General features: G+C 59.5%; 24 protein-coding genes. 8 read left to right on the top strand and 16 right to left on the bottom strand.

The genetic code is table 11. The annotated features are described in order from the left end of the window. Nucleotides 1–31 precede the first annotated feature (31 nt). The gene (locus FHX05_RS10395) at nucleotides 32–949 is read right to left on the bottom strand and encodes a flagellin (protein WP_112336522.1); all 918 of its coding nucleotides are present in this window, start codon (nucleotides 947–949) and stop codon (nucleotides 32–34) included. A 438-nt stretch (nucleotides 950–1,387) separates the two neighbouring features. Here FHX05_RS10395 and FHX05_RS10390 point away from each other — a divergent pair, with 438 nt between their 5' ends. Beyond that, the gene (locus FHX05_RS10390; RefSeq protein WP_183871495.1) at nucleotides 1,388–2,875 is read left to right on the top strand and encodes a pyridoxal-dependent decarboxylase; all 1,488 of its coding nucleotides are present in this window, start codon (nucleotides 1,388–1,390) and stop codon (nucleotides 2,873–2,875) included. Continuing rightward, a complete protein-coding gene (locus FHX05_RS10385) occupies nucleotides 2,869–4,131 on the top strand; it encodes a tetratricopeptide repeat-containing protein (protein WP_183871493.1) in 1,263 nt (420 codons plus the stop codon). Before FHX05_RS10390 ends, FHX05_RS10385 begins: the two co-directional genes overlap by 7 nt. Before the next feature lie 111 nt (nucleotides 4,132–4,242). Here FHX05_RS10385 and FHX05_RS10380 read toward each other — a convergent pair whose 3' ends face one another. Beyond that, the gene (locus FHX05_RS10380; protein ID WP_183713060.1) at nucleotides 4,243–5,154 is read right to left on the bottom strand and encodes a flagellin; all 912 of its coding nucleotides are present in this window, start codon (nucleotides 5,152–5,154) and stop codon (nucleotides 4,243–4,245) included. Between the two features lie 254 nt (nucleotides 5,155–5,408). Continuing rightward, nucleotides 5,409–6,320: a flagellin gene (locus FHX05_RS10375; RefSeq protein WP_183713063.1), complete on the bottom strand. Its 912-nt coding sequence runs from the start codon at nucleotides 6,318–6,320 to the stop codon at nucleotides 5,409–5,411. Between the two features lie 333 nt (nucleotides 6,321–6,653). On the opposite strand from FHX05_RS10375, the gene FHX05_RS10370 reads away from it, so the two are divergent. Next, complete coding sequence (locus FHX05_RS10370; RefSeq protein ID WP_183871491.1) at nucleotides 6,654–8,597, top strand: glycosyl transferase; 1,944 nt, start codon at nucleotides 6,654–6,656, stop codon at nucleotides 8,595–8,597. A 53-nt stretch (nucleotides 8,598–8,650) separates the two neighbouring features. Here FHX05_RS10370 and fliP read toward each other — a convergent pair whose 3' ends face one another. The 13 genes from fliP to flgF all read right to left on the bottom strand — a co-directional run bounded on the left by fliP (nucleotide 8,651) and on the right by flgF (nucleotide 17,748). After that, nucleotides 8,651–9,409 (bottom strand): flagellar type III secretion system pore protein FliP, encoded by a 759-nt coding sequence (fliP, locus tag FHX05_RS10365; protein ID WP_041677216.1) that lies wholly within the window; start codon nucleotides 9,407–9,409, stop codon nucleotides 8,651–8,653. Further along, nucleotides 9,406–9,900 carry a flagellar basal body-associated FliL family protein gene (locus tag FHX05_RS10360; protein ID WP_183871489.1) on the bottom strand — a complete coding sequence of 165 codons (495 nt, stop codon included), beginning with the start codon at nucleotides 9,898–9,900 and terminating at the stop codon, nucleotides 9,406–9,408. Before FHX05_RS10360 ends, fliP begins: the two co-directional genes overlap by 4 nt. A gap of 23 nt (nucleotides 9,901–9,923) precedes the next feature. Next, the gene (gene flgH / locus FHX05_RS10355) at nucleotides 9,924–10,637 is read right to left on the bottom strand and encodes a flagellar basal body L-ring protein FlgH (RefSeq protein WP_112608117.1); all 714 of its coding nucleotides are present in this window, start codon (nucleotides 10,635–10,637) and stop codon (nucleotides 9,924–9,926) included. Continuing rightward, entirely contained in the window at nucleotides 10,634–11,176 is a 543-nt protein-coding gene (locus tag FHX05_RS10350; protein WP_112336528.1) for a MotE family protein, read from the bottom strand. Before FHX05_RS10350 ends, flgH begins: the two co-directional genes overlap by 4 nt. After that, nucleotides 11,173–12,291, bottom strand: coding sequence for a flagellar basal body P-ring protein FlgI (locus FHX05_RS10345; protein WP_112397934.1), 1,119 nt, complete (start codon nucleotides 12,289–12,291; stop codon nucleotides 11,173–11,175). The genes FHX05_RS10350 and FHX05_RS10345 overlap by 4 nt, the downstream gene beginning before the upstream one ends. Next, nucleotides 12,288–12,788: a flagellar basal body P-ring formation chaperone FlgA gene (flgA, locus tag FHX05_RS10340; protein ID WP_041677215.1), complete on the bottom strand. Its 501-nt coding sequence runs from the start codon at nucleotides 12,786–12,788 to the stop codon at nucleotides 12,288–12,290. The genes FHX05_RS10345 and flgA overlap by 4 nt, the downstream gene beginning before the upstream one ends. Before the next feature lie 19 nt (nucleotides 12,789–12,807). Next, on the bottom strand, nucleotides 12,808–13,596 hold the full coding sequence (gene flgG, locus FHX05_RS10335; RefSeq protein ID WP_015338801.1) for a flagellar basal-body rod protein FlgG: 789 nt from the start codon (nucleotides 13,594–13,596) through the stop codon (nucleotides 12,808–12,810). A 97-nt stretch (nucleotides 13,597–13,693) separates the two neighbouring features. After that, the gene (locus FHX05_RS10330) at nucleotides 13,694–14,044 is read right to left on the bottom strand and encodes a flagellar hook-basal body complex protein FliE (protein ID WP_112608115.1); all 351 of its coding nucleotides are present in this window, start codon (nucleotides 14,042–14,044) and stop codon (nucleotides 13,694–13,696) included. Then, on the bottom strand, nucleotides 14,041–14,457 hold the full coding sequence (gene flgC / locus FHX05_RS10325; RefSeq protein ID WP_112336531.1) for a flagellar basal body rod protein FlgC: 417 nt from the start codon (nucleotides 14,455–14,457) through the stop codon (nucleotides 14,041–14,043). The genes FHX05_RS10330 and flgC overlap by 4 nt, the downstream gene beginning before the upstream one ends. Nucleotides 14,458–14,473: 16 nt before the next feature. Next, nucleotides 14,474–14,866 carry a flagellar basal body rod protein FlgB gene (gene flgB / locus FHX05_RS10320; RefSeq protein WP_112336532.1) on the bottom strand — a complete coding sequence of 131 codons (393 nt, stop codon included), beginning with the start codon at nucleotides 14,864–14,866 and terminating at the stop codon, nucleotides 14,474–14,476. Between the two features lie 118 nt (nucleotides 14,867–14,984). Continuing rightward, nucleotides 14,985–15,530: a flagellar protein gene (locus FHX05_RS10315; protein ID WP_183871487.1), complete on the bottom strand. Its 546-nt coding sequence runs from the start codon at nucleotides 15,528–15,530 to the stop codon at nucleotides 14,985–14,987. An 85-nt stretch (nucleotides 15,531–15,615) separates the two neighbouring features. After that, the gene (fliI, locus tag FHX05_RS10310) at nucleotides 15,616–17,001 is read right to left on the bottom strand and encodes a flagellar protein export ATPase FliI (protein ID WP_112397932.1); all 1,386 of its coding nucleotides are present in this window, start codon (nucleotides 16,999–17,001) and stop codon (nucleotides 15,616–15,618) included. A 12-nt stretch (nucleotides 17,002–17,013) separates the two neighbouring features. Then, on the bottom strand, nucleotides 17,014–17,748 hold the full coding sequence (flgF, locus tag FHX05_RS10305; RefSeq protein ID WP_015338795.1) for a flagellar basal-body rod protein FlgF: 735 nt from the start codon (nucleotides 17,746–17,748) through the stop codon (nucleotides 17,014–17,016). A 223-nt stretch (nucleotides 17,749–17,971) separates the two neighbouring features. On the opposite strand from flgF, the gene motA reads away from it, so the two are divergent. The 5 genes from motA (at nucleotide 17,972) to flhB (ending at nucleotide 22,661) form a co-directional block, all read left to right on the top strand. Further along, the gene (gene motA, locus FHX05_RS10300; protein WP_015338794.1) at nucleotides 17,972–18,844 is read left to right on the top strand and encodes a flagellar motor stator protein MotA; all 873 of its coding nucleotides are present in this window, start codon (nucleotides 17,972–17,974) and stop codon (nucleotides 18,842–18,844) included. A gap of 5 nt (nucleotides 18,845–18,849) precedes the next feature. Then, a complete protein-coding gene (locus FHX05_RS10295) occupies nucleotides 18,850–19,797 on the top strand; it encodes a FliM/FliN family flagellar motor switch protein (protein WP_183713069.1) in 948 nt (315 codons plus the stop codon). 63 nt (nucleotides 19,798–19,860) lie between these two features. Beyond that, the gene (fliN, locus tag FHX05_RS10290; protein ID WP_183713073.1) at nucleotides 19,861–20,397 is read left to right on the top strand and encodes a flagellar motor switch protein FliN; all 537 of its coding nucleotides are present in this window, start codon (nucleotides 19,861–19,863) and stop codon (nucleotides 20,395–20,397) included. A 50-nt stretch (nucleotides 20,398–20,447) separates the two neighbouring features. Further along, nucleotides 20,448–21,491, top strand: a complete 1,044-nt coding sequence (fliG, locus tag FHX05_RS10285; RefSeq protein WP_112336537.1) for a flagellar motor switch protein FliG — start codon at nucleotides 20,448–20,450, stop codon at nucleotides 21,489–21,491. A 93-nt stretch (nucleotides 21,492–21,584) separates the two neighbouring features. Further along, nucleotides 21,585–22,661, top strand: coding sequence for a flagellar biosynthesis protein FlhB (flhB, locus tag FHX05_RS10280; protein WP_183871485.1), 1,077 nt, complete (start codon nucleotides 21,585–21,587; stop codon nucleotides 22,659–22,661). Nucleotides 22,662–22,666 lie beyond the last annotated feature (5 nt).

Raw genomic sequence — 22,666 nt, 5'->3', positions numbered from 1 at the left:
GCGCGATCGCAACGCAAGCTCCGGTCAAGGCTCACTTGAAGAGAGCGAGAACGTTTTGTGCGCTCGAATTGGCAATCTGCAGCGATTGGATTGCCAGTTGTTGCTGGGTCTGCAGCGCGGACAGCTTGCTCGACTCCTCTTCCATGTTCGCATCGACGAGCTTGCCGACACCGGAATCAATGGTGTCGTGCAAGGTGGAAACGAAGCTCGTCTGCAGGTCGATGCGCGTCGAAAGCGAACCGAGTTGCGAGGCCGTGCTCGTCATAGCATCGAGAGCACCCTGAATGAGATTCATGGCCTTGCCGATGTCCCCGCCCGTCATGTTGGTGATATCGAGACTGAAGACGGAATAGGATGTACCGCTGATATTCTGCTGAGTGCCCAGAATACCGGAACTGGTATCGATCGTACCGCCGCTTGCGCCGAACAGCACGTTGCCTTGCGAACCGGTGTCGAAGGCGTAACTGGTGCTGTTGACGGAAACCGTGCCGTTATTATTGCGCACGAAGGAGGAAACAACGGAAGCCGAGGCGCCATTCGCCGCATACATCCAGTTTTGCCCGGAGAAGGATGCGGACTGTGCAATGCTTTCCAGCTGCTGCTGGAGCTGAGTAACCTCCTCCTGGATATCAGCCTTCGAAACACTGCTTTCGGTTGCCGCGACCAGTTTGTCCTTGATCTGTTGAACAACTGTAATGGCGTTGTCCATTGCGGCATATGCCGTATCGACCTTGGCCGCACCCAGGCCCAATGCATCGGAGACGGCGGAAAGCGCACCATTGTCGGAACGCATGGTTGTCGCGATCGACCAATAAGCGGCATTGTCGGCTGCCTTCGCAACCTTATAGCCCGAGGAAACGCGGCTCTGCGTATCCTGCAGATTCGTGTTGATGCCGCGCAGGGTCTGGAGAGCGGACATCGCCGCGTCGTTGGTGAGGATGCTGGTCATCGAAAAGTGCCCCTTATGGCTGACTTTGGAAGGGACATTCCGGTCTGCGGCCGGGAACGGCAATCAGCCTCATGCTTGTTAACCGGCTCTTAGGAGAGGTTAACCAACCGTTGCGTTAGCCGCAACTGACAGCAATAGAGTTAATAAAAGGTTAATGCCGCCTGCAAAAGTTAATGGAAGCAACTATTCCGCCGATGACCAGCAGGCAGTGCTTGCTTTGCCATTCCTTGAACAGGAAAGGAGCTGATCCGCCCGGCAGGCGCCGACATGCTATTTTCCATCCGCGCGGCCGTCTGAAGGAATGCAAGAAGCCACGTCAGCCTCGCGCCATCTTCGGCGTCGTAGATAGGCCAACCCGGTGCCGGGCAAAGAGGCCGCCATTTTATCGGTAGCGCTCCGATGACGGTGGCGATACCGGCGGCCGCATGCGAGGTTCAGATGTTCAGTTTGCAAGAGACCGGAGGGGCGGCGGTCGATCACCACGAGCGAACAAGTCTCGACCCCGACGACTGGCAGGCCCTGCGCAAGCAAGGCCACCGGATGCTCGACGACATGTTCGATCATCTCCAGACACTTGCAACGAAGCCAGTCTGGCAGCACGCTCCCTCTCCCGCTCGCGCCAAATTCGATGGACCACTGCCCATAGAAGGCAGCGATCTGGCTGACGTCCACGCCATTTTTCGGGACCACATCCTCCCCTATGGCAGCGGCAACATTCACCCGGGCTTCATGGGCTGGGTCCAGGGCGGTGGCACCGTTACCGGCATGCTCGCCGAAATGCTCGCCGGCGGGCTGAATGCCAATCTCGGCGGACGCGACCATATGCCGATCGAGGTCGAGCGCCAGATCGTCCGCTGGACGCGCGAGATCTTCTCGTTTCCGGAAACGGCAGGCGGTATATTCCTGACCGGTGCATCGCAGGCCAATTTCGTCGCGGTGCAGATCGCCAGATGCCGCAAGCTCGGCCGCGATGTTCGTGCAACCGGTCTGTCCGACGAATCCCGGCTCGTCGCCTATGCCTCGAGCGAAGTACATGGCTGCGTTCCCCGGGCCTTCGAAATGTCCGGCATCGGCAGCAATCAGCTCCGGCGCATTGCCGTCAACGAACTCGGCCAGATCGATATCGATGCGGTGGAACAAGCAATCCTCCGCGACCAACAGGAAGGCTTCACGCCGTTCCTCCTCATCGGCAGCGCTGGAACGGTCAACACCGGCGCGGTCGATGACCTCGTGGCCCTGCGCGGCATCGCCGACGCCCATAATCTTCATTTTCATGTCGATGGCGCGCTCGGCGCTCTTGGCGTTCTCAGCGAGGAGCTCGCGCCCTTGTTTGCGGGGATCGAAGCCTGCGATTCGCTCGCTTTCGATTTTCACAAGTGGGGTCAGGTACCCTATGATGCCGGCTTCCTCCTGGTGCGGGATAGCGAGTGGCAACGGCAAACCTTTGCTTCGGATGCCGCCTATCTGAGCCGCGCAGCGACCGGACTTGCCGGTGGGGACTGGTGGCCCTGCGACTACGGTCCGGATCTTTCCCGTGGCTTCAGGGCGCTGAAAACCTGGTTCACGCTGAAAACCTATGGCGTTAAAGCCTTGGGGGACGCAATGAGCGCCAATTGCAGGCTAGCCCGCCGACTGGCCGAGCGCATCGAACAGGAACCTGCCCTCAAACTACTCGCGCCCGTCGCCCTCAACATCGTCTGCTTCGCCTATGTCGGAGCCTCCGGAACGATGCCGGCATCGGTTAATTCCCACATTGTCGAGCGTCTCCACGCCGAAGGCCGCGTCGCCCCGTCCCTGACCCATCTGAACGGTCAGCCCGCAATTCGCGCGGCGATCGTAAACCACCGTACCCGACAAACGGATATCGATGCGCTCGTTCGGAGCGTTTTGACAATCGGCTCCCAACAGGATCTTCCGCAATGCTGATGACCAAAGCCCCCATCGCCGATCCGGCACTATTGAACATACCGGTTGGCGCCCGAATTCTCGGCATGCGGAGAATAGTCTCCCTCGTCTATGCCGGTTACGACGTGACCCCGCTCTGGAACGAGCTCATGCAGCGCGTAACGGCGGATCCGACCGCCGCCGCTGCATTTCTGGACATGGCCATCATCCTGCAGACGCTCGGCCGCAGTAATGAGGCTCGCCAGATTTTAAAGAATGCCGTGCAGATGCGCCGCGACTATTGCGTCGTCCATGGCAACGGGACTGGTCCGCGGATACTCGCTTTCGTGACCGAAGGCGATTTCATGGCCAATACGCCTATCGATTTTCTGCTGGCCGGCAGCGACTGCGTGCTGTGGCTGCATTACGTTGACCTGCAAACCTTCGCGCTCGTCGATCTGCCGGAGCACGACATCGCTTTCATGGCGATCGGGGAATCGACCGAAAACGCCCCTCTTCTCGCCCATATGCAGACATTGCTTGCCAAATTCGACGGTCCGGTGATGAACCGTAATCCGGGACTGATCGCGAGACTGACGCGCGACGGCGTCAGCGCCATGCTGGCGAATGAGCCCTCCATCCTTTCGCCCTTTACCTACCGCGTATCGCACGCCGATCTTATGGCCGTCGCCATGGGCGTGAAACGACTGGACGATTGCGCTCCGGGCCTTGACTACCCTTTGGTCGTGCGCCCGATCAGCACGCATGCCGGCAACGGCATGGAACGCATCACCGACTCCGTCGAGCTTGTCACCTTTCTGAAGGCTCAGCCCGCTCCGGAACTTTACGTCGCGCCCTTCATCGATTTTCGCGGTTCCGACGGCTTCTATAACAAGCAGCGCATCGTGTTCATCAACGGCAAGCCGTTCGCGAGCCACATGGCGCTCTCAGACCATTGGATCGTGCATTATCTAAGTGCCGGCATGGAGCAGAGCGCGGCAAAACGTGCCGTCGAACAGGCATGGATGGAAAATTTCGATCAGGATTTCGCCCTGCGCCACAAGGAAAGCTTCCTCGCTCTTTGCCGTCATATCCCGCTCGATTATTTCGGCATCGATTGCGCCGAACTTTCCGATGGACGCCTGCTGGTGTTCGAGCTCGATGTCGCCATGGTGGTCCACGACATGGATGATCCGGGCGTCTATCCCTACAAGCAGGCGGCAATGCGGAAGCTGTTCGATGGCTTCGTCGATGCCGCTAGGCAAAAGGCTGCCGCGGCCCTCGGAAAGGCGTCCTGAGCCGGTCGGTACCGATGCGCTGAGCCAAAAACGAAAACCGCGCCTTCCGGAGAAGGCGCGGCGAAGGCTTGTCTGCTACCATCGACCAACGCGCTGCGTTGGTTCTTCCTATTAACGGAAGAGCGACAGGATCGACTGGCTCGAAGAGTTGGCGATCGACAGAGACTGGACGGCCAGCTGCTGCTGCGTCTGCAGAGCGGACAGCTTGCTCGATTCCTGTTCCATGTTGGCGTCAACCAGCTTGCCGACGCCCGACTGGATCGAGTCGGAGAGCGAGGAAGCGAAGCTCGACTGCAGATCGATGCGAGCGGAGACGGAGCCCAGCTTGGAGCCGAGGCTGGTCATGGAGTTCATAGCGGTCTGAACCATGTTCAGGGCGCTGGAGATCTGGCCGCCCGTCATGTTGGTGATGTCGAGGCTGAAGACCGAAGCGCCAACCGACGCATCCGACGTACCGAGGATGCCCGAAGTCGTGTCGATCGTGCCACCGCTCGAGCCGAACAGAACGTTGCCGGTTGCGCTGGCGTCGAAGGCGTAGGAGGTCGTGCTGATCGAAACGGTGCCGTTGGTGCCGCGGATAAAGGACGAGACGACCGAAGCGGAGCCGCCGCTCGAAGCCATGACCCAGTTTTCGCCGTTGAACGAAGCCGACTGGGCAACGCTCTGCAGCTGCTGCTGCAGCTGGCCGATTTCTTCCTGGATGGACTTCTTGTCGACCGAAGCTTCCATGGCGGTGGCAAGCTTGTTCTTGATCTGGCCGACGATGTCGATGGCGCTGGTGACGGCGGTGGTTGCAGTGTCAACCTTTGCGGCGCCGAGGCCGAGAGCGTCGGAAACCGCGCCGATGGCACCGTTGTCGGACTTCATGCTGGTGGCGATCGACCAGTAAGCGGCGTTGTCGGAAGCCTTGGAGATACGCAGGCCCGAAGAAACGGCGCTCTGCGTCTGCTGCAGGTTGGAGCCGATGCTGCGCAGCGTCTGGAGAGCGGCCATTGCGGCGTTGTTGGTAAGAATGCTCGTCATGATATTTGCCCCTTTGGCAGTGGTTAAATAAGGGACATTCCGGACCTAAACCGGTAACGGCATTCAGCATCATGCCTGTTAACCAAAATCGTTAAGGTTAACTCGCCGCTTCGATGGTCCTAAGAAACAGCAATATAGTTAAGAAAAGCTGAACTGGCTTGAGGCAGAAAATATAAAAAAAACCGCACCTTAGGTAGGTGCGGTTAACTTGTTGTTTAGGATTTTCGACCAGCGCGGAGCGCTGGGGCTTCCTATTAACGGAAGAGCGACAGGATCGACTGGTTCGAGGAGTTGGCGATCGAGAGCGACTGGATAGCCAGCTGCTGCTGCGTCTGCAGAGCGGACAGCTTGCTCGATTCCTGTTCCATGTTGGCGTCAACCAGCTTGCCCACACCCGACTGGATCGAGTCGGAGAGCGAGGAAGCGAAGCTCGTCTGCAGATCGATACGGCTGGAGACGGAGCCCAGCTTGGAGCCGAGGCTGGTCATGGAGTTCAGAGCAGTCTGAACCATGTTGAGGGCACTGGAGATCTGGCCGGTCGTCATGCTGGAGATGTCGAGGCTGAAGACCGAAGCGCCAACCGACGCATCCGACGTACCGAGGATGCCCGAAGTCGTGTCGATCGTGCCACCGCTCGAGCCGAACAGAACGTTGCCGGTTGCGCTGGCGTCGAAGGCGTAGGAGGTCGTGCTGACCGAAACGGTGCCGTTGGTGCCGCGGATGAAGGACGAGACGACCGAAGCGGAGCCGCCGCTCGAAGCCATGACCCAGTTTTCGCCGTTGAACGAAGCCGACTGGGCAACGCTCTGCAGCTGCTGCTGCAGCTGGCCGATTTCTTCCTGAACAGCCTTCTTGTCAACCGAACCTTCCATGGCGGTGGCAAGCTTGCTCTTGATCTGGCCGACGATATCGATGGCGCTGCCGACGGCCGTCGAAGCGGTGTCAACCTTTGCGGCGCCGAGGCCGAGAGCGTCGGAAACCGCGCCGATGGCACCGTTGTCGGACTTCATGCTGGTGGCGATCGACCAGTAAGCGGCGTTGTCGGAAGCCTTGGAGATACGCAGGCCCGAAGAAACAGCAGCCTGAGTGTCCTGCAGATTGCTGCTGATGCCGCGCAGCGTCTGGAGAGCGGCCATTGCGGAATTGTTGGTAATAATGCTGGTCATAGGAGTGTCCCCTGGAAACTGGATACAAAAGGAGGACATACCGGACTGGAGATACCGGCGATGACGGAGCAGCTTCATGCCCCTCGATCCATTTTCCTAGAGGACCAAACCCGTCATGTCGCAAGGAAAGTCGCATCCATTGCTTGCCAATTTCTTAAATTCGATCCGCCGGTAAGCAGCTCTCCAGAACGTAGCTAAAAATGCGTAAAGGCATTTTCGGCCGCTGCTTCGGTTTCAGGCAAGCTACGTGCGCGAAGATCGGGCGGAATCCATGATTCCGGCACTCGGCTGTTGGCGAGTGCCAGTTCAACATTCCGCTTGGAGTTCTCGCTCGTGACTACGAAAAATGCCTTTTCGACAGCGTCCGGTTTCTATCAGAAGGGACAGTATACGCGCGCGCTCGAGACACTGAACGAGCTGCTTAATGTCGACAGATCGCCCAAGACCTATGCGTTGCTGGCAAAAACACTGCTCAAACTTGGGTTCAGATCGGATGCGGCGAGCGCCTATGAGCTGGCGGGCCGGCAAAAGCCGCAGCGCGACGACTATCTTCGCGAGGCGCTGCTGCTTCATAGCGAATGCGGCAATGACGATCAGGCTCTCGCGGTCGGCAACCTGATCCTTCCAATGGCGTTCAAGGACCCGGATCTTGCCTTTATTCTCGCCCGCATTTTCCTGAGCCGAGAGCAGAAAGAACTCCTGAGCGGCTTCAAGACGGTACTGGTCGAGGGACCGAAGGCCGAGCATCGGCTCATGGCATCGAAACTCCTCACCGACGATCTCTACGACGAAAGCAACCGGCACCTGGTTGCGACGCTATTCAAGAAACATCCCGACAGCAGCATCGCTCGCATACTTCATCTGATCTTCGCCCGAGAAATATCCGATCTCGCGGTTGTCGACAGGTACATGCCGCCGATCACAGCGGCACTGGCAGAGGGCAATCTCGCTTACGTGATCCCGGACAACCCCTTCTTCCACCTGCATTGGTGTGGCGATGAAGCAATTAACAAGCATGCTATCCACGACACAAAACCCCTGCCCGCCGGCCTTGCCGAGGCTCGTCGCAAATTGCCACACACGTGGAGCAACAAGATCCGCGTCGGCTATCTCTCGTCCGATTTCTGGCCTGGCCACGCGACGATGAAGCTGATGCAGCGGACCCTGGAGCTGCACGACAGGGATCGGTTCGAGATCACCCTCTTCGACCATTCCGATCTCGCTTCCCAGAAGGAACAAGGGTTCGATGATCAGAAGTGGGGGACGATGGTCGACGTTCGCGGTCTGTCCGACCAGGGCGCGGCAGACGAGATCCGAACTCGAAATATCGACATTCTTGTCGATCTCAAGGGGCACACCAAAGCAAGCCGCGCAGCTATCCTCAACCATATGGCAGCTCCGATCCATGTTTCCTGGCTCGGTTTTCCCGGCTCCGTCGTCAACATCGACCTCGACTACATCATCGGCGATCATTATGTGCTTCCGGATCATTCAAAGCCACATTTCCACGAGAAATTCTGCCGCCTACCCGAATGCTACCAGCCGAACGATCCGCTCAACCGTCCGAAGCCGCGACCGACGACCCGCGCGCAGCACAAGCTTCCCGAAGACGCCTTCGTCTTCGCCTCCTTCAACGGCAATCGCAAGATCACCTCACAGATGGTCGACGTGTGGTGCAACATTCTGAAGCGCAGCAAGAACAGTGTGCTTTGGCTGCTCTGCAACGGTCCCCGCGCAGAGGCCAATCTCTGGGCACGTCTGGAAGCGCGTGGCATCAGCCGCAAGCGGGTCGTCTTTACCACTCGCATTCGCTACGAGGATCACATCGACCGTCAGCAGCTTGCCGATCTCGGCCTCGACACCTTCCCCGTCAACGGCCATACGACCACATCGGAGCAGCTGTGGGGCGGTCTGCCGGTCCTCACGGTGAAGGGCACCAACTTCGCCTCACGCGTCAGCGAAAGCCTGCTGAATGCGATCGGCCTGCCCGAATTGGTGGCCGGAGACATCCAGACCTACGAGGACATGGCCGTGCAGTTCGCCGGGCAACCGGAACGTATCGCTGAGTTCAAGCAAATTCTGGCCGCCAATCGCTCCATCAAGCCGCTCTTCGATGCTGAACGCTTCACGCACCATCTGGAGACGGCTTTCGAAATGATGGTAGCCCGAGCCAAGCAGGGACTGGCACCCGATCACATCGACGTGCCGGCGCTGCCGGAGCGCTCGGAACCGTTCATGGAAGATGACCAGAACTCGGCTGCGATCGCGGCCGAGTAAGCTTCAGCGATCATCGGGGCTGCGGCTCCGATGATCGCCTTGCGCTTTTCATATCAGTGGAAAGAGCGGACCAAGCTGCCGACCAAGAGGTTCCAGCCGTCGATCAGCACGAAGAAGAGAATCTTGAACGGCAGAGAGATCGAGGTCGGTGGCAGCATCATCATGCCCATCGCCATGACGATGGTCGACACGATCAGGTCGATGACGAGAAACGGCAGTACCACCAGGAAGCCGATTTCGAAGCCGCGGCGGATCTCCGAGATCATGAAGGCCGGGATCAGAACGCGGTAATCGATCTTGTTGTCGACGACCGTCGACTGGCCGCGTTCCTTCGCCAGATCGACGAAAAGCTTCAGGTCCTTGTCGCGCGTATTGTTCGACATGAAGGTGCGGAAAGGCTCGGCAATGCGCTGCACCGCGTCGGCTTCCGAAACCTGGTTGGCAAGCAGCGGCTGCACGCCATCCTTCCAGGCCTGATCGAAGGTCGGCGACATGACATAAAACGTCATGAACAGTGAAAGACTCAGCAGGATCATGTTCGACGGCGTCGTTGCGAGACCCATGCCGGTGCGCAGGATCGAAAAGGCGATGATGAAGCGCGGAAAGCTCGTCACCATGATCAGGATACCCGGCGCGATCGACAGGATCGTCAGGAGCCCGAAGGTACGGATGATCCAGGCAGCAACCGAGCCGTTGACCGGCGCGTTCAGAAGATCGGTGGGAAGCTGCTGCGACAATTGCTGCGCCGCCGCCAGTTCAGGCGACAAGGCAGCAATCACGAATATAAATAGAGCAAGTGCTGGCCGACTCATTCGATCACGAAAGTTCTGAACATAACTTTCGATACTCGTCCTTCCGAGCGCAGGTCAACACGCTCCTGGATGTCATCCCGAAGATATTGCAGGCCACGGGCGCCTTCGATCTGCTGCAGGGAGACCGTGCGGATATAGGCGAGGATGTCCTGATGGATCGCCTGGGCAAGCTGGGCGTCGGGCGGCCCTTTGAAAACGAGCGCAAGCTCTAGCCTGATCCAGTTCTGCGAGGGATAAGCGAGGTTGACGGTGATCGGATCCAGCGCGATGATGCCGTTTGCCTGGGCGGCGGTTGCAGCCTGCTTGCTGTCGCCGCCAGTCTTTGCCGTCGCCTGCACCGCAGCGGTGGCCTGCTTGATCCGCGGCGCCACCATGGTTCCCAGTACCCAGCCTCCGCCGCCGCCGAGTACGGTGAGTACCAGCAGCCCGGCAACCATCATGATCAGCGACGATCCCTTGCCCTTTGCCGATTCGTCTGCGACTGCTGCCATATCCCTATCCGTTCGCTATCAAATCAGAGCGGCGAGAGCAGGTCGACCGCCTGCTGCCCTCTCGGCGGCTGCTGTATTTCCGTCAGGCGGCCGCGGCCGCCATAGGAAATGCGCGCCTCGGCAATCTTGTCGTAGGAAATGGTATTGTCGGACGTCACGTCCTGCGGCCGGACGATGCCGGCGACATTGAGAATGCGGATTTCCTGGTTCATACGCACTTCCTGCGAGCCGCTGATCATCAGGTTGCCGTTTTCGAGAATGCCCGTCACGACAGCTGCGACCAGAAGGTTGATCTGCTCGGAGCGCTGCATCTTGCCCTTGCTGTCGGTGCTGGTGTCGGAGCCCGAGGTGGCGTCGGCGTTGGTGGCAGGCCTCCAGCCAAAAATCTTGGCCGAAATATCCCAATTCATATCGCTCTTGTTCGTGCGATTGCGATTGGTCTCGTTGTCCCAGTTCGCCTTATCGTCGATCTTGATCGTGACCGTCAGGATGTCGCCGACATTGAGCGCGCGCGAATCCTTAAACAAGGCGGCCTGCGAATCGTTCCAGAGCGAATAGCCCTGTGCGACCTGATGAGGCCGCTTTGGATATTGAGACATCTGCGGCGTCTGCGCATATTGCAGGCCGCTGCCGATCGGACTCATGGCAGGCGCCCTGCCGATTTCCCTGAGGGCCTGCGACTGGCAACCGGCGAGAAAGACGACGATTGCGCAGGCGGCCGTAAGACGCGTGTTCATGAGGGGTCCTTCGACTTCGATGTATTCGGGTCGGATGCGCTGGCGATGATGTTGGTGATGACCGCCGCCTTTTTCGCATCCATCTCTGCAAGAATGAGGCTCGACTGGCGCGCGGAGAGCTTCATGATGATTGCAGCCGCCACGACGGTTCTGACATCATTGAGGCTGGCTGCGGCCGCATCCGGCTTCATGTTCTTGTAGATATCGACCAGGCCTAGATCCGCGGTCTTGAGGAAGTCATCGCGCTTTTTCAGCCAGTCTTCGTATTCGGCCTTGCGCTTGTCCATGGTGGCGATACGCTGATCGACGTCCGCCTGGAGTTTTTCCAGTTCCTGCTTCTGCAGCAAATAGCGTTGGTCGCGGGCCGGATCGGCAATATTGGTACAGAACTGGCGGATCTCATCCTGGCTGGAAGCCGGATCGGCCGCGACCGGCTTCGGCGCTTCCTGCGCAAGAGCCGCACCGAGCGACAAGAGCAGGGCTGCCGTTGCGAGGCTGCAGCCGATCAGCATATTTCTGGCAATGGCGTTCGGGATCATTGCAGCACGAGCTCCGCTTGCAGGGCGCCGGCCGACTTGATGCCTTGCAGGATGGCGATGATACCGTCCGGCTTGACGCCGATATTGTTGAGGCCTGCGACCAGCGTCTTCAGGTCAGGCCCTTCCAGCACCGCCACACGGCCGCCGCTCTTGGTGGCGGTGATATCGGTCTGGTCCTGGATCGCCGTCTGGCCATCGGAGAAGGGTTCTGGCTGGATCACCTGCGGGTTCTCGCTGACCTGCACGGTCAGCGTTCCGTAGCTGACGGCGACCGGCGAGACGCGGACGTCGGCGCCAATGACGATCGTACCCGTGCGCTCGTTGATGACGACCTTGGCCGGCGTGTCGGTCTGAACATTGAGATTTTCGATATCGGCCATCAGCCGCGCCAGATCGGCCATCTTCGGCTTGGCAATCGTCACTTCCTGCGAATCCTTGGCTTCTGCGATCGGCGCACCAAACCGCGAGGTCGCCCAGGTGTTGACCGTGTCGGAAATGCGGATCGATGTCGAGAAATCCGGATTGCGCAGCTGCAGGACCAGATTGACGGAATCCTTGAAACGAGACGGCAGCTCACGCTCGATGATGGCACCGCCGGGCACGCGGCCAGCCGTGGTAACACCCTCGGTCACCGTGGCGGCGGCACCCTGCGCCTGGAAGCCGGATACGATGACGGAGCCCTGCGCCACGGCATAGATCTGTCCATCGGCGCCGCTCAGCGAGGTCATGATCAGCGTGCCGCCGCGCAGCGACGTCGCATCGCCGAGCGAGCTGACCGTCACGTCGATGCGGCTGCCCGGGCTTGCAAAGGGCGGCAAGTTCGCCGTCACCATGACGGCTGCCGTATTCTTGGCGGCGGACTGGCCGCCTTGCGTCGAGATGCCGAGGTTCTGCAGCATCGCGCGCATGGACTGCTCGGTGAAAGGCGAGGAACGCAGCCCGTCGCCGGTCCCCTGGAGACCGACGATCAGACCGTAGCCGATCAGCTGGTTGTCACGGCCGGATTGCAGCGATGCGATATCCTTGATGCGCGATTGCATCGCGAGCGCTGGATCGGCGACGATCAGGCTCGGCAATGCGAATAGGACTGCGAGTAATTGACGAAGCCGTTTCATTTCGCGACCACGCGTATCGTGCCGTTTTGGAGGACCGTGCCGTTGACGATGATGCCGGAGTCCATGTTGCGGGCGCGGATATTGTCGCCGACGGCGCCGTCATCCAGCGGCGTGCCCGCGGCGGTGATCGTCATGCTGCCCATGCTCATCACCAGACGAACATTGGAGCCGCGCGTTACCGCATATGGCTGGCGCAGCGCGGAAATGGAAATGGTGCGTCCGGGAAGTAGCGTGCGCTTCGAGACCAAGCCGGTCACTTCGCGGAGCCGCTTGGCATAGTCACCGCTCAGATTGGGGTTGGTAACATCAACCTCTTCGAGCTGACCGCTGGTGATGATATCGCCCGGATAGATCGTCTCGGTCGGCACTACGGCAGTTCCGAAACTTCCTCCATCGGTGCTCTGCGCACCGGCGGGTGTAGGCGACGCAAATACGACGGAGAGGCTCGCTGCGGCGAACCATGCCATTGCCAAGCTTTTCATCCGGCGAAACCTCATGTTTGGCCCGTCCCTCTCGTTACTTCAGGTTCTTGCTGACGACCTGCGCCATTTCGTCGGCCGTGGTAATGACCTTCGAATTCATCTCATAGGCGCGCTGTGCGGTGATCAGATCGGTAATTTCCTTGACCGGATCGACGTTCGACGATTCGAGATAGAATTGCTTCATGTAGCCGAAGCCGTTCTGGTTGGGATCTGAGACAACCGGATCGCCGGAGGCCGGCGTCTGCGTGAAGAGGTTGCTGCCCATCGGCTGCAGGCCGGCTTCGTTGACGAAATTGGCAATCTGCAACTGGCCGAGTACCGTCGGCGTGGTCGCCGTGCCGATGATTGCAGAAACCTGGCCGGACTGGCTGACGGTGAGGCTGGTGGCATTGTTCGGAACGGTAATGCCCGGCGCCAATGTGTTGCCATCGGGCGTGACGATCTGGCCGGTATCACTTCTGTTGAAAGAGCCGGCGCGGGTGTAAGCGATCGTGCGGTCGGGCATCTGGATCTGGAACCAGCCGCGACCGACCAGAGCGATATCGAGATCGTTTTGCGTCTGCGAGAGTTGGCCCTGGACCTGGATGTTGCGTACGGCCACGGTCTGCACGCCGAGGCCGATATTGGCGCCTTCCGGCACCACCGCCTGGTTCGGCCTGTTGGCAATGCCCTTGGCGCGTTCCGTTTGATAAAGAAGGTCGGAAAACTCGGCGCGCGAGCGCTTGTAACCCGTCGTGTTGATATTCGCGATGTTATTCGCGATCACTTCGAGATTGGTCTGCTGGGCGTCCATGCCCGTCGCGGCAATTGCGAGCGCTCTCATGCTTTCGTCCTTCGAGCCAGGGCGGGATCTCCGAAACCGCGAAGCGGCCTGCGAACAACTCACGCCAAATCAAATAATTAGAGCGGAAAACCCCGCACTAGATCTGCATCTTCGTAATATCGAGAAACGCCGAGACCACCTTGTCGCGCAGTGCGATCGCGGTCTGCAGGGTCTGATCGGCCTGCATGACCTTATCGACCACCTCGCGGGTGCTCATCGTGCCCTTGATACCGGCAAAGGAGGCTTTTTCAGCATCCTTGAGCGAATTGATGGAATCCTTCGCGACATTCGACATGACGGACGCAAAGCTCATTCCGGCATCTACGCCCGCGGCAACGGCCGGCGAGGCGTTCAGCGCGCTGGAAGCGGCGGAGGTCATATCCGTGGCGATGCTGCCAAGGCCGCGTGTCGCCGAGAGGGAGGCTACATTCTTAATCGCGTCGATCATTGGTTCTTCAGCAAATCAATGGTGGAGGAGATGAGATCACGGGCCTGTCTGACCGTCTGCAGATTGGCTTCGTATGAACGATTGGCCTCCCGCATGTCGGCCATCTCGACCAGAACGTTGACGTTGGGCATCTTGACGTAGCCCTTCTGGTCGGCGGCAGGATTACTGGGATCGTATTCTTCGACGAACTTGCCCGTGTCCTCGCCGAGCTTCTTGACGCCGACCGTGGTCAGGCCATTGGCACGATCCATCTCGGCACCGAACGTCACGGTCTTGCGCCGATAAGGATCGGCACCCGGCGTGTCGCCCGTCGAGCGGGCATTGGCGATATTTTCGGAGACGATACGCAGGCGAGTCGATTGAGCCTCGAGGCCGGAGCCTGCAATTTTCAATGCGGCTGATAAGGGGTCCATGACATCTTCACTTCATCTATTGTTTTACGGCCATCAACATCATGCGATGAAAGGAGCCGACGAGGGCGGTGTTCAAGCTGTACTGGCGCTTGATGTCACCGGCCTTGGCGAGCTCGTCTTCCAGGCCGACGGTGTTACCCGACTCCTGGACACCAATTTCCTGGTTGAGCGGCGCCTCTTCGACGTTGACGTTGCCGCTCGTGCTGAATTCGTTGCCCGAAAGATGCGCAGGACTGGTCCGGACCATGTTGACGTTCTGGTTGTCCAGAACCGCCTGGAACGGCGTGACATCCTTGGCGTGAAACTTCGGGGTATTGGCATTGGCGATATTGCCGGCAACAACCTGCTGACGCACCTGGAGCCACTCCGCTTGCCGCGAGGCCAGGTCAAAGAGCTGAATGGGTTGCATGGGCTTCTCTCCGTTCTTACACTGTGAATCTAGCGGGATAATCTTGCGTGGGACTTGCGGGAAATGCGTTCCTGTAAAGTCTTCGAGTGCCTGAAATCCAGGCGATTCCGTGCTTGCCTCAATTGCTGCCGTAGACATCGCCCGTCGAGGTGACGATGACCCATTTTCCTTCCCGTTGTTCGATCGAAGCCAGCCGGCTGCTGTCAGGCAGAAGCGATCCGACACGGACGACATACATGCCGGTGTCGTCCTCAATCAGAGCGCGGCCATTGGCGACATGCAGCAGCTGGAAGGCAGACTTGCCGGGGAACGGCTGCTGATCGGCCGGCGGCCCCTTGTCATCCTCACGGCCGGTATCGCTGACCGTTGCCGTCGTCAGCGGATCGGGGATGAGATCCTTCGGTTGCGAGGGATTCTTGTTGACCATGGCAAGCGGCGAAACGCTGACAACGGCGCGGCCAGGCCAGTTGGGCAGATCGCGGGTGCGATCGCCTTCGGCCACCTGGATGCCGAACTTCTCCGGGTTCAGAAAGACATACCAGGGAAAGAAGGCCGAGGCGCCGGCCAGCGCCAGCCCGGTAAAGGCCAGAGCCTTGTCCGCAACAGTTCGCCTTCTCGCCGATTTCGGCGGGGCGACCGGTTCGTCTGCTTCGGATTCTCTCACTTGCGGCCTCTTTCTCAGCATGACGTTCAGCAATCTTCGACAGGCTTGCGGACAGGAAAAAACGAGATCGTGCGACGGACGACCATCACTTGGCCCTGGCGGGGACGCCGCCCGAAGCATTCCTGAGCGCCGTCGCGAGATCGGTAAAAGCATCCGCCGACGGCTCTTCGCCCGGCGTCTGCTTCAGTATGTCGTAGATAATCGGGACCTGGCGCACCGCGATATCGAGATCGGCGTCGGCGCCCTGGCGATAACCGCCGATCAGGCGCAAATCGCGCGTTTCTTCGTAGCGATGCACCAATGCCTTCAGGCGCGAAACCAGCTTCTCCTGATCCGAGGTCCAGGCCTTGCGCGCCAGACGCGACACGGATGCCAGCGGGTCGATCGGCGGATAGCGTCCCTCTTCGGCCAGGCTACGCTGCAGCACGATGTGACCGTCGAGAATGCCACGGGTGGAATCGGCGATCGGGTCGTTATGATTGTCGCCATCGACCAGGATGGAGATGATGGCGGTGATGGTGCCGGTTCCCTCCGGTCCCGGGCCTGCCCGCTCGAGAAGGCGTGGCAACTCGGTAAAGACGGACGCCGGATATCCGCGTGCGATCGGCGGCTCGCCGGAGGCAGTCGCCACTTCGCGGATGGCATGAGCAAAACGGGTGACGCTATCGACGATCAGGAGAACGTTATCGCCCCTGTCGCGGAAATGCTCGGCTATGGTGATGGCCGAAAGCGGCGCCATCTTGCGCAGCATCGGGCTCTCGTCGCTGGTCGCAACGACGGCGACCGACTTCTGCATGTGGGAACCCAGCGTATCCTCGATGAATTCGCGCACTTCGCGGCCGCGTTCGCCGACGAGCGCGATCACCACCTTGTCGAAAGCATCGGCTCTCGCCAGCATCGACAGCAGCGTCGACTTGCCGACGCCGGAGCCGGCGAAGATGCCGAGGCGCTGGCCAAGGCAGAGCGGCGAGAAGATATCGATGGCGCGAACGCCGGTTTTGAAGCCGGTTTCGACGCGCTTTCGCATCATCGACGGCGGTGCCGTATTTGCGATCGAGCGCGCTTCCAGACCCGATGTCAGGGGACCAAGGCCATCGATCGGCTCGCCGAGCGAGTTGATCGTGCGGCCGCACCAGCTGTCATCGGGCGCGATACGGAAAGCACCCTTGCGGATGATGGTGTCCTGGATGCCGATCGGCTCGCCCGGCTCGATCGGACAGACATAGGTGAGTTCGGGTTCGACGCGAACGACTTCGCCGAGATGGACACCGGTCGACGACCGATGCGCGACGAAATCGCCGAGGCGCACCTGCCTGGAAAGACCGGCAACCGTATAGTGTCCAGCGGCGATGGTGCGCACATGACCGCCATGGGCCACGGCATTCTCCGCCAGCGCATATTGGCCCGCCAGGACGGCCATATGCGAAAGCTTCGGCGACAGCGCGCCCTCCGGCAACCGATCCTCGACCATGACAAGCCCTCTTTACTGGCTGCCGCCGAGGGTTTTGATGGCGTCGGTAAGCGTGCCTTCGCTGCTGCTGGTGAGCGTGCTGATATTGTCGAAGGCACGGCTGACCTCGATAAGATTGGTCATTTCCCGCATGCCGTTGACGTTGGAGTTTTCGAGGTAGCCCTGTGCAATCCCGATGCTCGAGCGATCGATCACCGGCTGCGGCGTATCGGTCGGCAGGATGCCGCTGTTTTCGTAGCGCAGGAAGCCCTTGCTGACATCGGCGCTATAGAGGCCGATCTGACCCATGCTCCGGCCATTCTGCGTGATCGTGCCGTTCGACGCTACGCTCGGCGGACCGCCGGCGGGGTCGAGCTGGATCGGCGCACCGCCCGGATCGAGGACCGGGAAGCCGCGCGTGGAAACCAGCGCGCCGCTTTCGGTCATGGTGAAGCGGCCGTCGCGCGTCAGCACCAGGCCGGCCGGCGTATTCATGCCGAAATAGGCATCCCCCTTGACGGCAAAATCGAAGAGATTGCCGGTGTTTTGAAGTTCGCCATTGTCGGTGGAGAGATAATCGTTGCCCTGAGAGACGAAGGCGACCTTGGCGTTGAGCTTGTTTTCCGTATTGCTGAGGACCTGATCGAACTTGACCTCGGTGCCACGGAAGCCCGTCGTGTTCACGTTCGCCAGATTGTCGGCGATCGTCGTCAGACGCCGCTCGAGCGCCATCTGGGATGACAGCGCGACATAAATACCAGACTGCATTTTCAACGCCCTCCGGACATTGGAGAATAACGGGAAAGGAAACGCCGCAGGCGCTCCTACATTTCGTTAGCGGGGCATGGATGCCCTTACCCGCAATCCTGCAGGGCTTGGCTTGTGCGAAGCTGACAAGGCAAAAAGGATGTTCGGAGACCCATCGAACAGCCTCACGCAAGGCAGGTCCCCTAGTTCGTCATATGAAGCAACGTTCAGGTGTGGACCGACGATGAATATTATTATCGGATTTGTAGTGACCTGCGGCTGCATCATAGGCAGCTTCATGGCTATGGGCGGAGATGTAGGTGCGCTGTTCCAGCCTTTCGAATTCGTCATTATCGCAGGCGCCGGTCTCGGCGGCTTCATCATGGCCAATCCGATGAAGGTGGTGAAGGATTCCGGCAAAGCGCTCGGAGAGGCCTTCCGCCACGCGGTTCCCAAGGAGCGTGACTATCTCGACACGCTCGGCGTACTCTATGCCCTGATGCGCGATCTGCGCACCAAGTCGCGCAACGAGATCGAAGCCCATATCGACAATCCCGATGAATCGGCGATCTTCAAGGCTGCTCCGACGGTACTGAAGAACAAGGATCTGACGGCTTTCATCTGCGACTACGTCCGGCTCATCATCATCGGCAATGCCCGCTCGCACGAGATCGAGGCACTGATGGACGAAGAGCTGGAAACGATGCAGCACGACAAGATGAAGCCCTATCATTCGATCACGATCATGGGCGATTCCTTCCCGGCGATCGGTATCGTCGCTGCCGTTCTCGGCGTCATCAAGGCCATGAGCCACATCAACGAATCACCCGAGGTGCTCGGCCATCTCATCGGTTCGGCGCTGGTCGGCACCTTCCTCGGCATTATCCTGTCCTATTCCGTCTGCGCACCGCTGGTTTCCCAGATCAAGGTCGTGCGCAACAAGCAGCATCGCCTCTACGTCATCGTAAAGCAGACGCTGCTTGCCTACATGAACGGATCGGTGCCGCAGGTCGCCCTCGAATACGGCCGCAAGACCATCTCTTCCTACGAACGTCCATCGATCGATGCCGTCGAGCAGGAAATGATGAACCCCGGCGGTGAGAGCAAGGCAGCCTGACGAATATGAGCCAGCAATCCGCGCACAGAGCACAGACGATGGACCGCACCCTTTTTGCCAAGCTTACAGGCAATCTCGGCGATCAGGCGACGCTTGCGAAACTCGGCACCGCCTTCGCCCAGGTCTATGCCGAATTCCTGCCCGACATCATCAAGACCGAGACGGGCCTGGACATCAACATCGCCTATGCCGGCCATCAGTCCGGCTCGATGAACGAGCTGATCGCCGGGCTCGGTGGCCATCATGCGCTGGTCAACGGTTCGCTGCGCAACTGGGCGCCTAACTTTATCCTCGGCTGCGGCGCCGGCTTTATCATGACGCTGATGGAGCATATGCTGGGTGCGCGCGCGGAAGATATGGAAGCGCCGGTCGCGCGGCCACTTTCAGTGATCGAACTCGATCTTTCCGTCATGGTGTTCGAAAAGATCGCCAAAGTGCTTCGTTCGGCGGTGAATGCAGCCGGCGGTTTCGAGCCCTACCTCGATCCGCCCTACAATATCGAGGACCGCCCGGCGGCCATCGGTGACAACGGTAACGATTTTGCCGCTGCGATCACGATGACGATCTCGCTCGGCAAGTCGATTTCGCAGATCGTTATCATCGCACCGCAACGCGACCTGCTGCGCACCGTCGTCAGCACGCCTCGCGCCAAGAACCCGACGACCGCTTCCCAGACATGGTCGGAGCAGCTCAGCGAGCAGGTGCGTCGCTCGCAGGTAACGCTCGAAGCGCGAGTTCGGCTCGAATCGCTGACGCTCGATACCATTTCCAAGCTCGCGGTCGGCGATGTCATTCCATTCATGGATCATAGCGGCGACGTCCGGGTCGAGGTCAGCGCCAACAGCAAAGACCTCTACATTTGCGAATTCGGCCGCTCTGGCGAAAATTATACCGTGCGCGTCAAGGACAACGTCAACTCCGACGACGAGCTTCTTCGACACTTGATGAATTGATCTGCTGGCGTGTGAGCCCACTCACGGCAGCTTGAGGCAAGTTTCAACTGGAATAGTGATTTCATGGCTACGAAGACGACACAGCAAAGCAGCGAGGAATCGCTCGACATTTCGAACAGCGATGCCGCCTTGGACGAGGCCATCGATGGTCTGCGGGGCGTCCTGAAGAAAGACAATGACGGCAGCCTGCCCGACTTCGAGGCCGACGCATTCGGCGCCGAAACGGGCACGGACCTTTCCACCTTCGGCGATTTCGGCGACGACAATTCCACTCCGGCCTTCGATGACGGCGAATTCGGCGTCGCTTCGGCGGCGGCCGCATCGGTTGCTCCCGGCAGCGCGCTGACCGCCAATATGGACCTGATCATGGACATCCCGATCGACGTCCAGATCATGCTCGGCAGCAGCCGCATGCCGGTATCCGGCCTGATGAACCTGACTGAAGGCGCAATCATCGCGCTCGACAAGAAGATCGGCGAGCCGGTCGAGATTACCGTGAACGGCCGCAAAATCGGCCGGGGCGAGATTACCGTTCTGGAACATGACGACACCAGATTCGGCATCAAGCTCACTGAAATTTATAACGCGAAGAAAAGCTGAACCCTGCTCATGACGAGCCCACTCCCCCTTGCGGGACGGAGACGAAGACCATGATGGACTTTGACGATTTCAGCGGCGCGATCGCCGAGAAACCGTTATCTCAGACTGAAAAGGCAGCCGCCGTCCTTCTCGCCATGGGCAAGCAAGTGGCTGGACGGCTGCTGAAATATTTCACGCAGAACGAGCTGCAGATGATCATCGCCTCGGCGCAATCACTGCGAGTTATTCCGCCGGACGAGCTGGCGCAGCTCGTGGCGGAATTCGAGGACCTCTTCACCGAGGGCGCCGGCCTCATGGACAACGCCAAGGCCATCGAGAGCATCCTCGAAGAGGGCCTGACGCCCGACGAGGTCGACAGTCTGCTCGGCCGCCGTACCGCCTTCCAGGCTTACGAGACCTCCATCTGGGATCGCCTGGGCGAGGCTGATCCGGTCTTCGTTGCCAAGTTCTTCCTGCGCGAGCATCCTCAGACGATTGCCTATGTGCTCTCCATGATGCCTTCGGCCTTCGGTGCCAAGATCCTGCTGCAGCTTCCCGAGGCACAGCGCGCCGACATCATGAACCGCACGGTCAACATCAAGGATGTCAGCCCGAAGGCTGCCCAGATCATCGAAAACCGCGTGGTCGGGCTGATGGCGGAGATCGACACAGAGCGCAACGCCTCCGGTTCCACGAAGGTCGCCGACCTGATGAACGAACTCGACAAGCCGGTCGTCGATACCCTGCTGAGCTCGCTGGAATCGATCAACAAGGAATCGGTCGAGAAGGTGCGCCCGAAGATCTTCCTCTTCGACGATCTCACGCGCATGCCGCAGCCGAGCCGCGTCCTGCTGCTCAACGACATCGCCGCCGACATCCTGACGATGGCGCTGCGGGGATCCGGCAACGAGATCCGGGAGATCGTGCTGTCCTCGATCAGCCCGCGTCAGCGCCGCATGATCGAATCCGACCTGCAGATGGGCAATGCCGGCATCAATCCGCGCGAAATCGCAATTGCCCGGCGTGCCATCGCCCAGGAAGCCATTCGTCTGGCCAACTCCGGCCAGATCGAGCTCAAGGCCAAGGAAAATACGCCTGTGGAAGAAGCCGCATAAGCACGGCGCGACTCAGCCAAAACATCGTAAACTGATGATCTGAGGGCCGCGTATCATGCGCGGCCTCTTTCCGTTTCGCAAAGGGCGGCTGCTTTGGCTGACGAAGACAAGGACAGTAAAACAGAAAAACCGACGGAGAAAAAACTCCGCGATACGATCGAGAAGGGCAATGTCCCTCACTCCAGGGAAGCGACGCTCTTTGCTTCCATGCTCGCGACTGTCATCTACGTCACCTTCTTTCTGCCAGAGCGCATGGGCCGCATGGGCGAGGTTCTACGCGACCTTTTCGAAAAGCCGGATCAATGGCAGCTGGAAACAGGCCCGGACGCCATATCGCTGTTTACGCGCATAGGCTGGGAAGTCGGCAATATGGTGCTGCCGGCCGTGGTGCTCTTCTTCGTCTTCGGGATCGGCGCCTCGATCTTCCAGAACCTGCCGACCCCCGTTCTCGAACGAATCAGGCCACAGTTTTCGCGCATATCGCCGGCCAAAGGGTTCACGCGTATCTTCAGCGCCACCGGCCTGGTGGAATTCGGCAAATCCCTCACAAAAATCGTGCTTGTCAGCATCGTCATGTTTTTTGTGCTGCGCAGCCAGTATTTCCACGCGATCGATTCGATGGTGTCCGACCCGCAGACCATCTTCGTGCGGCTCTCGACGATCGTTCAGCGCATCCTGATTATCGTGCTGCTGGCGACCATCGTCGTTGGCATCGCCGACCTGCTGTGGAGCCGACACCACTGGTTCGACCAATTGAAGATGACGAAACAGGAAATCAAGGACGAACACAAGCAATCGCAGGGCGATCCGATCGTCAAGTCGCGCCAGCGCTCGATCGCGCGCGACCGCGCCCGCCGCCGCATGATGAAACAGGTGCCGCGCGCCACGCTCGTCATCGCCAACCCGACCCACTTTGCCGTCGCGCTGCGCTATGTGCGCGAGGAAAACGACGCGCCCGTCGTCGTTGCCAAGGGCCAGGATCTTATTGCCTTGAAAATCAGGGAGATAGCTGAGGCTAACAATATTCCCGTTTTCGAAGATCCGCCACTCGCACGCTCCATGTTTGCGCAAGTCTCGGTTGATAGCGTCATACCATCAGCATTTTACAAAGCTGTCGCAGAGCTCATCCATCGGGTCTATGCGGCGCAGACGAAAAAACGGGTACGATAAACCAA

This window comes from Rhizobium sp. BK491 (assembly GCF_014194925.1).
GTDB lineage: Bacteria > Pseudomonadota > Alphaproteobacteria > Rhizobiales > Rhizobiaceae > Rhizobium.
Note: the sequence above shows the minus strand (reverse complement) of the source record. Positions and strands in the feature narration are given on the sequence as shown.

Excerpts from the sequence above, each read along its gene's own strand:
- FHX05_RS10395 (WP_112336522.1), bottom strand. The coding sequence starts at position 949 with ATGACCAGCATCCTCACCAACGACGCGGCGATGTCCGCTCTCCAGACC.
- FHX05_RS10390 (WP_183871495.1), top strand. The coding sequence starts at position 1,388 with ATGTTCAGTTTGCAAGAGACCGGAGGGGCGGCGGTCGATCACCACGAG.
- FHX05_RS10385 (WP_183871493.1), top strand. The coding sequence starts at position 2,869 with ATGCTGATGACCAAAGCCCCCATCGCCGATCCGGCACTATTGAACATA.
- FHX05_RS10380 (WP_183713060.1), bottom strand. The coding sequence starts at position 5,154 with ATGACGAGCATTCTTACCAACAACGCCGCAATGGCCGCTCTCCAGACG.
- FHX05_RS10375 (WP_183713063.1), bottom strand. The coding sequence starts at position 6,320 with ATGACCAGCATTATTACCAACAATTCCGCAATGGCCGCTCTCCAGACG.
- fliP (WP_041677216.1), bottom strand. The coding sequence starts at position 9,409 with ATGAGTCGGCCAGCACTTGCTCTATTTATATTCGTGATTGCTGCCTTG.
- FHX05_RS10360 (WP_183871489.1), bottom strand. The coding sequence starts at position 9,900 with ATGGCAGCAGTCGCAGACGAATCGGCAAAGGGCAAGGGATCGTCGCTG.
- flgH (WP_112608117.1), bottom strand. The coding sequence starts at position 10,637 with ATGAACACGCGTCTTACGGCCGCCTGCGCAATCGTCGTCTTTCTCGCC.
- FHX05_RS10350 (WP_112336528.1), bottom strand. The coding sequence starts at position 11,176 with ATGATCCCGAACGCCATTGCCAGAAATATGCTGATCGGCTGCAGCCTC.
- FHX05_RS10345 (WP_112397934.1), bottom strand. The coding sequence starts at position 12,291 with ATGAAACGGCTTCGTCAATTACTCGCAGTCCTATTCGCATTGCCGAGC.
- flgA (WP_041677215.1), bottom strand. The coding sequence starts at position 12,788 with ATGAGGTTTCGCCGGATGAAAAGCTTGGCAATGGCATGGTTCGCCGCA.
- flgG (WP_015338801.1), bottom strand. The coding sequence starts at position 13,596 with ATGAGAGCGCTCGCAATTGCCGCGACGGGCATGGACGCCCAGCAGACC.
- FHX05_RS10330 (WP_112608115.1), bottom strand. The coding sequence starts at position 14,044 with ATGATCGACGCGATTAAGAATGTAGCCTCCCTCTCGGCGACACGCGGC.
- flgC (WP_112336531.1), bottom strand. The coding sequence starts at position 14,457 with ATGGACCCCTTATCAGCCGCATTGAAAATTGCAGGCTCCGGCCTCGAG.
- flgB (WP_112336532.1), bottom strand. The coding sequence starts at position 14,866 with ATGCAACCCATTCAGCTCTTTGACCTGGCCTCGCGGCAAGCGGAGTGG.
- fliI (WP_112397932.1), bottom strand. The coding sequence starts at position 17,001 with ATGGTCGAGGATCGGTTGCCGGAGGGCGCGCTGTCGCCGAAGCTTTCG.
- flgF (WP_015338795.1), bottom strand. The coding sequence starts at position 17,748 with ATGCAGTCTGGTATTTATGTCGCGCTGTCATCCCAGATGGCGCTCGAG.
- motA (WP_015338794.1), top strand. The coding sequence starts at position 17,972 with ATGAATATTATTATCGGATTTGTAGTGACCTGCGGCTGCATCATAGGC.
- FHX05_RS10295 (WP_183713069.1), top strand. The coding sequence starts at position 18,850 with ATGAGCCAGCAATCCGCGCACAGAGCACAGACGATGGACCGCACCCTT.
- fliN (WP_183713073.1), top strand. The coding sequence starts at position 19,861 with ATGGCTACGAAGACGACACAGCAAAGCAGCGAGGAATCGCTCGACATT.
- fliG (WP_112336537.1), top strand. The coding sequence starts at position 20,448 with ATGATGGACTTTGACGATTTCAGCGGCGCGATCGCCGAGAAACCGTTA.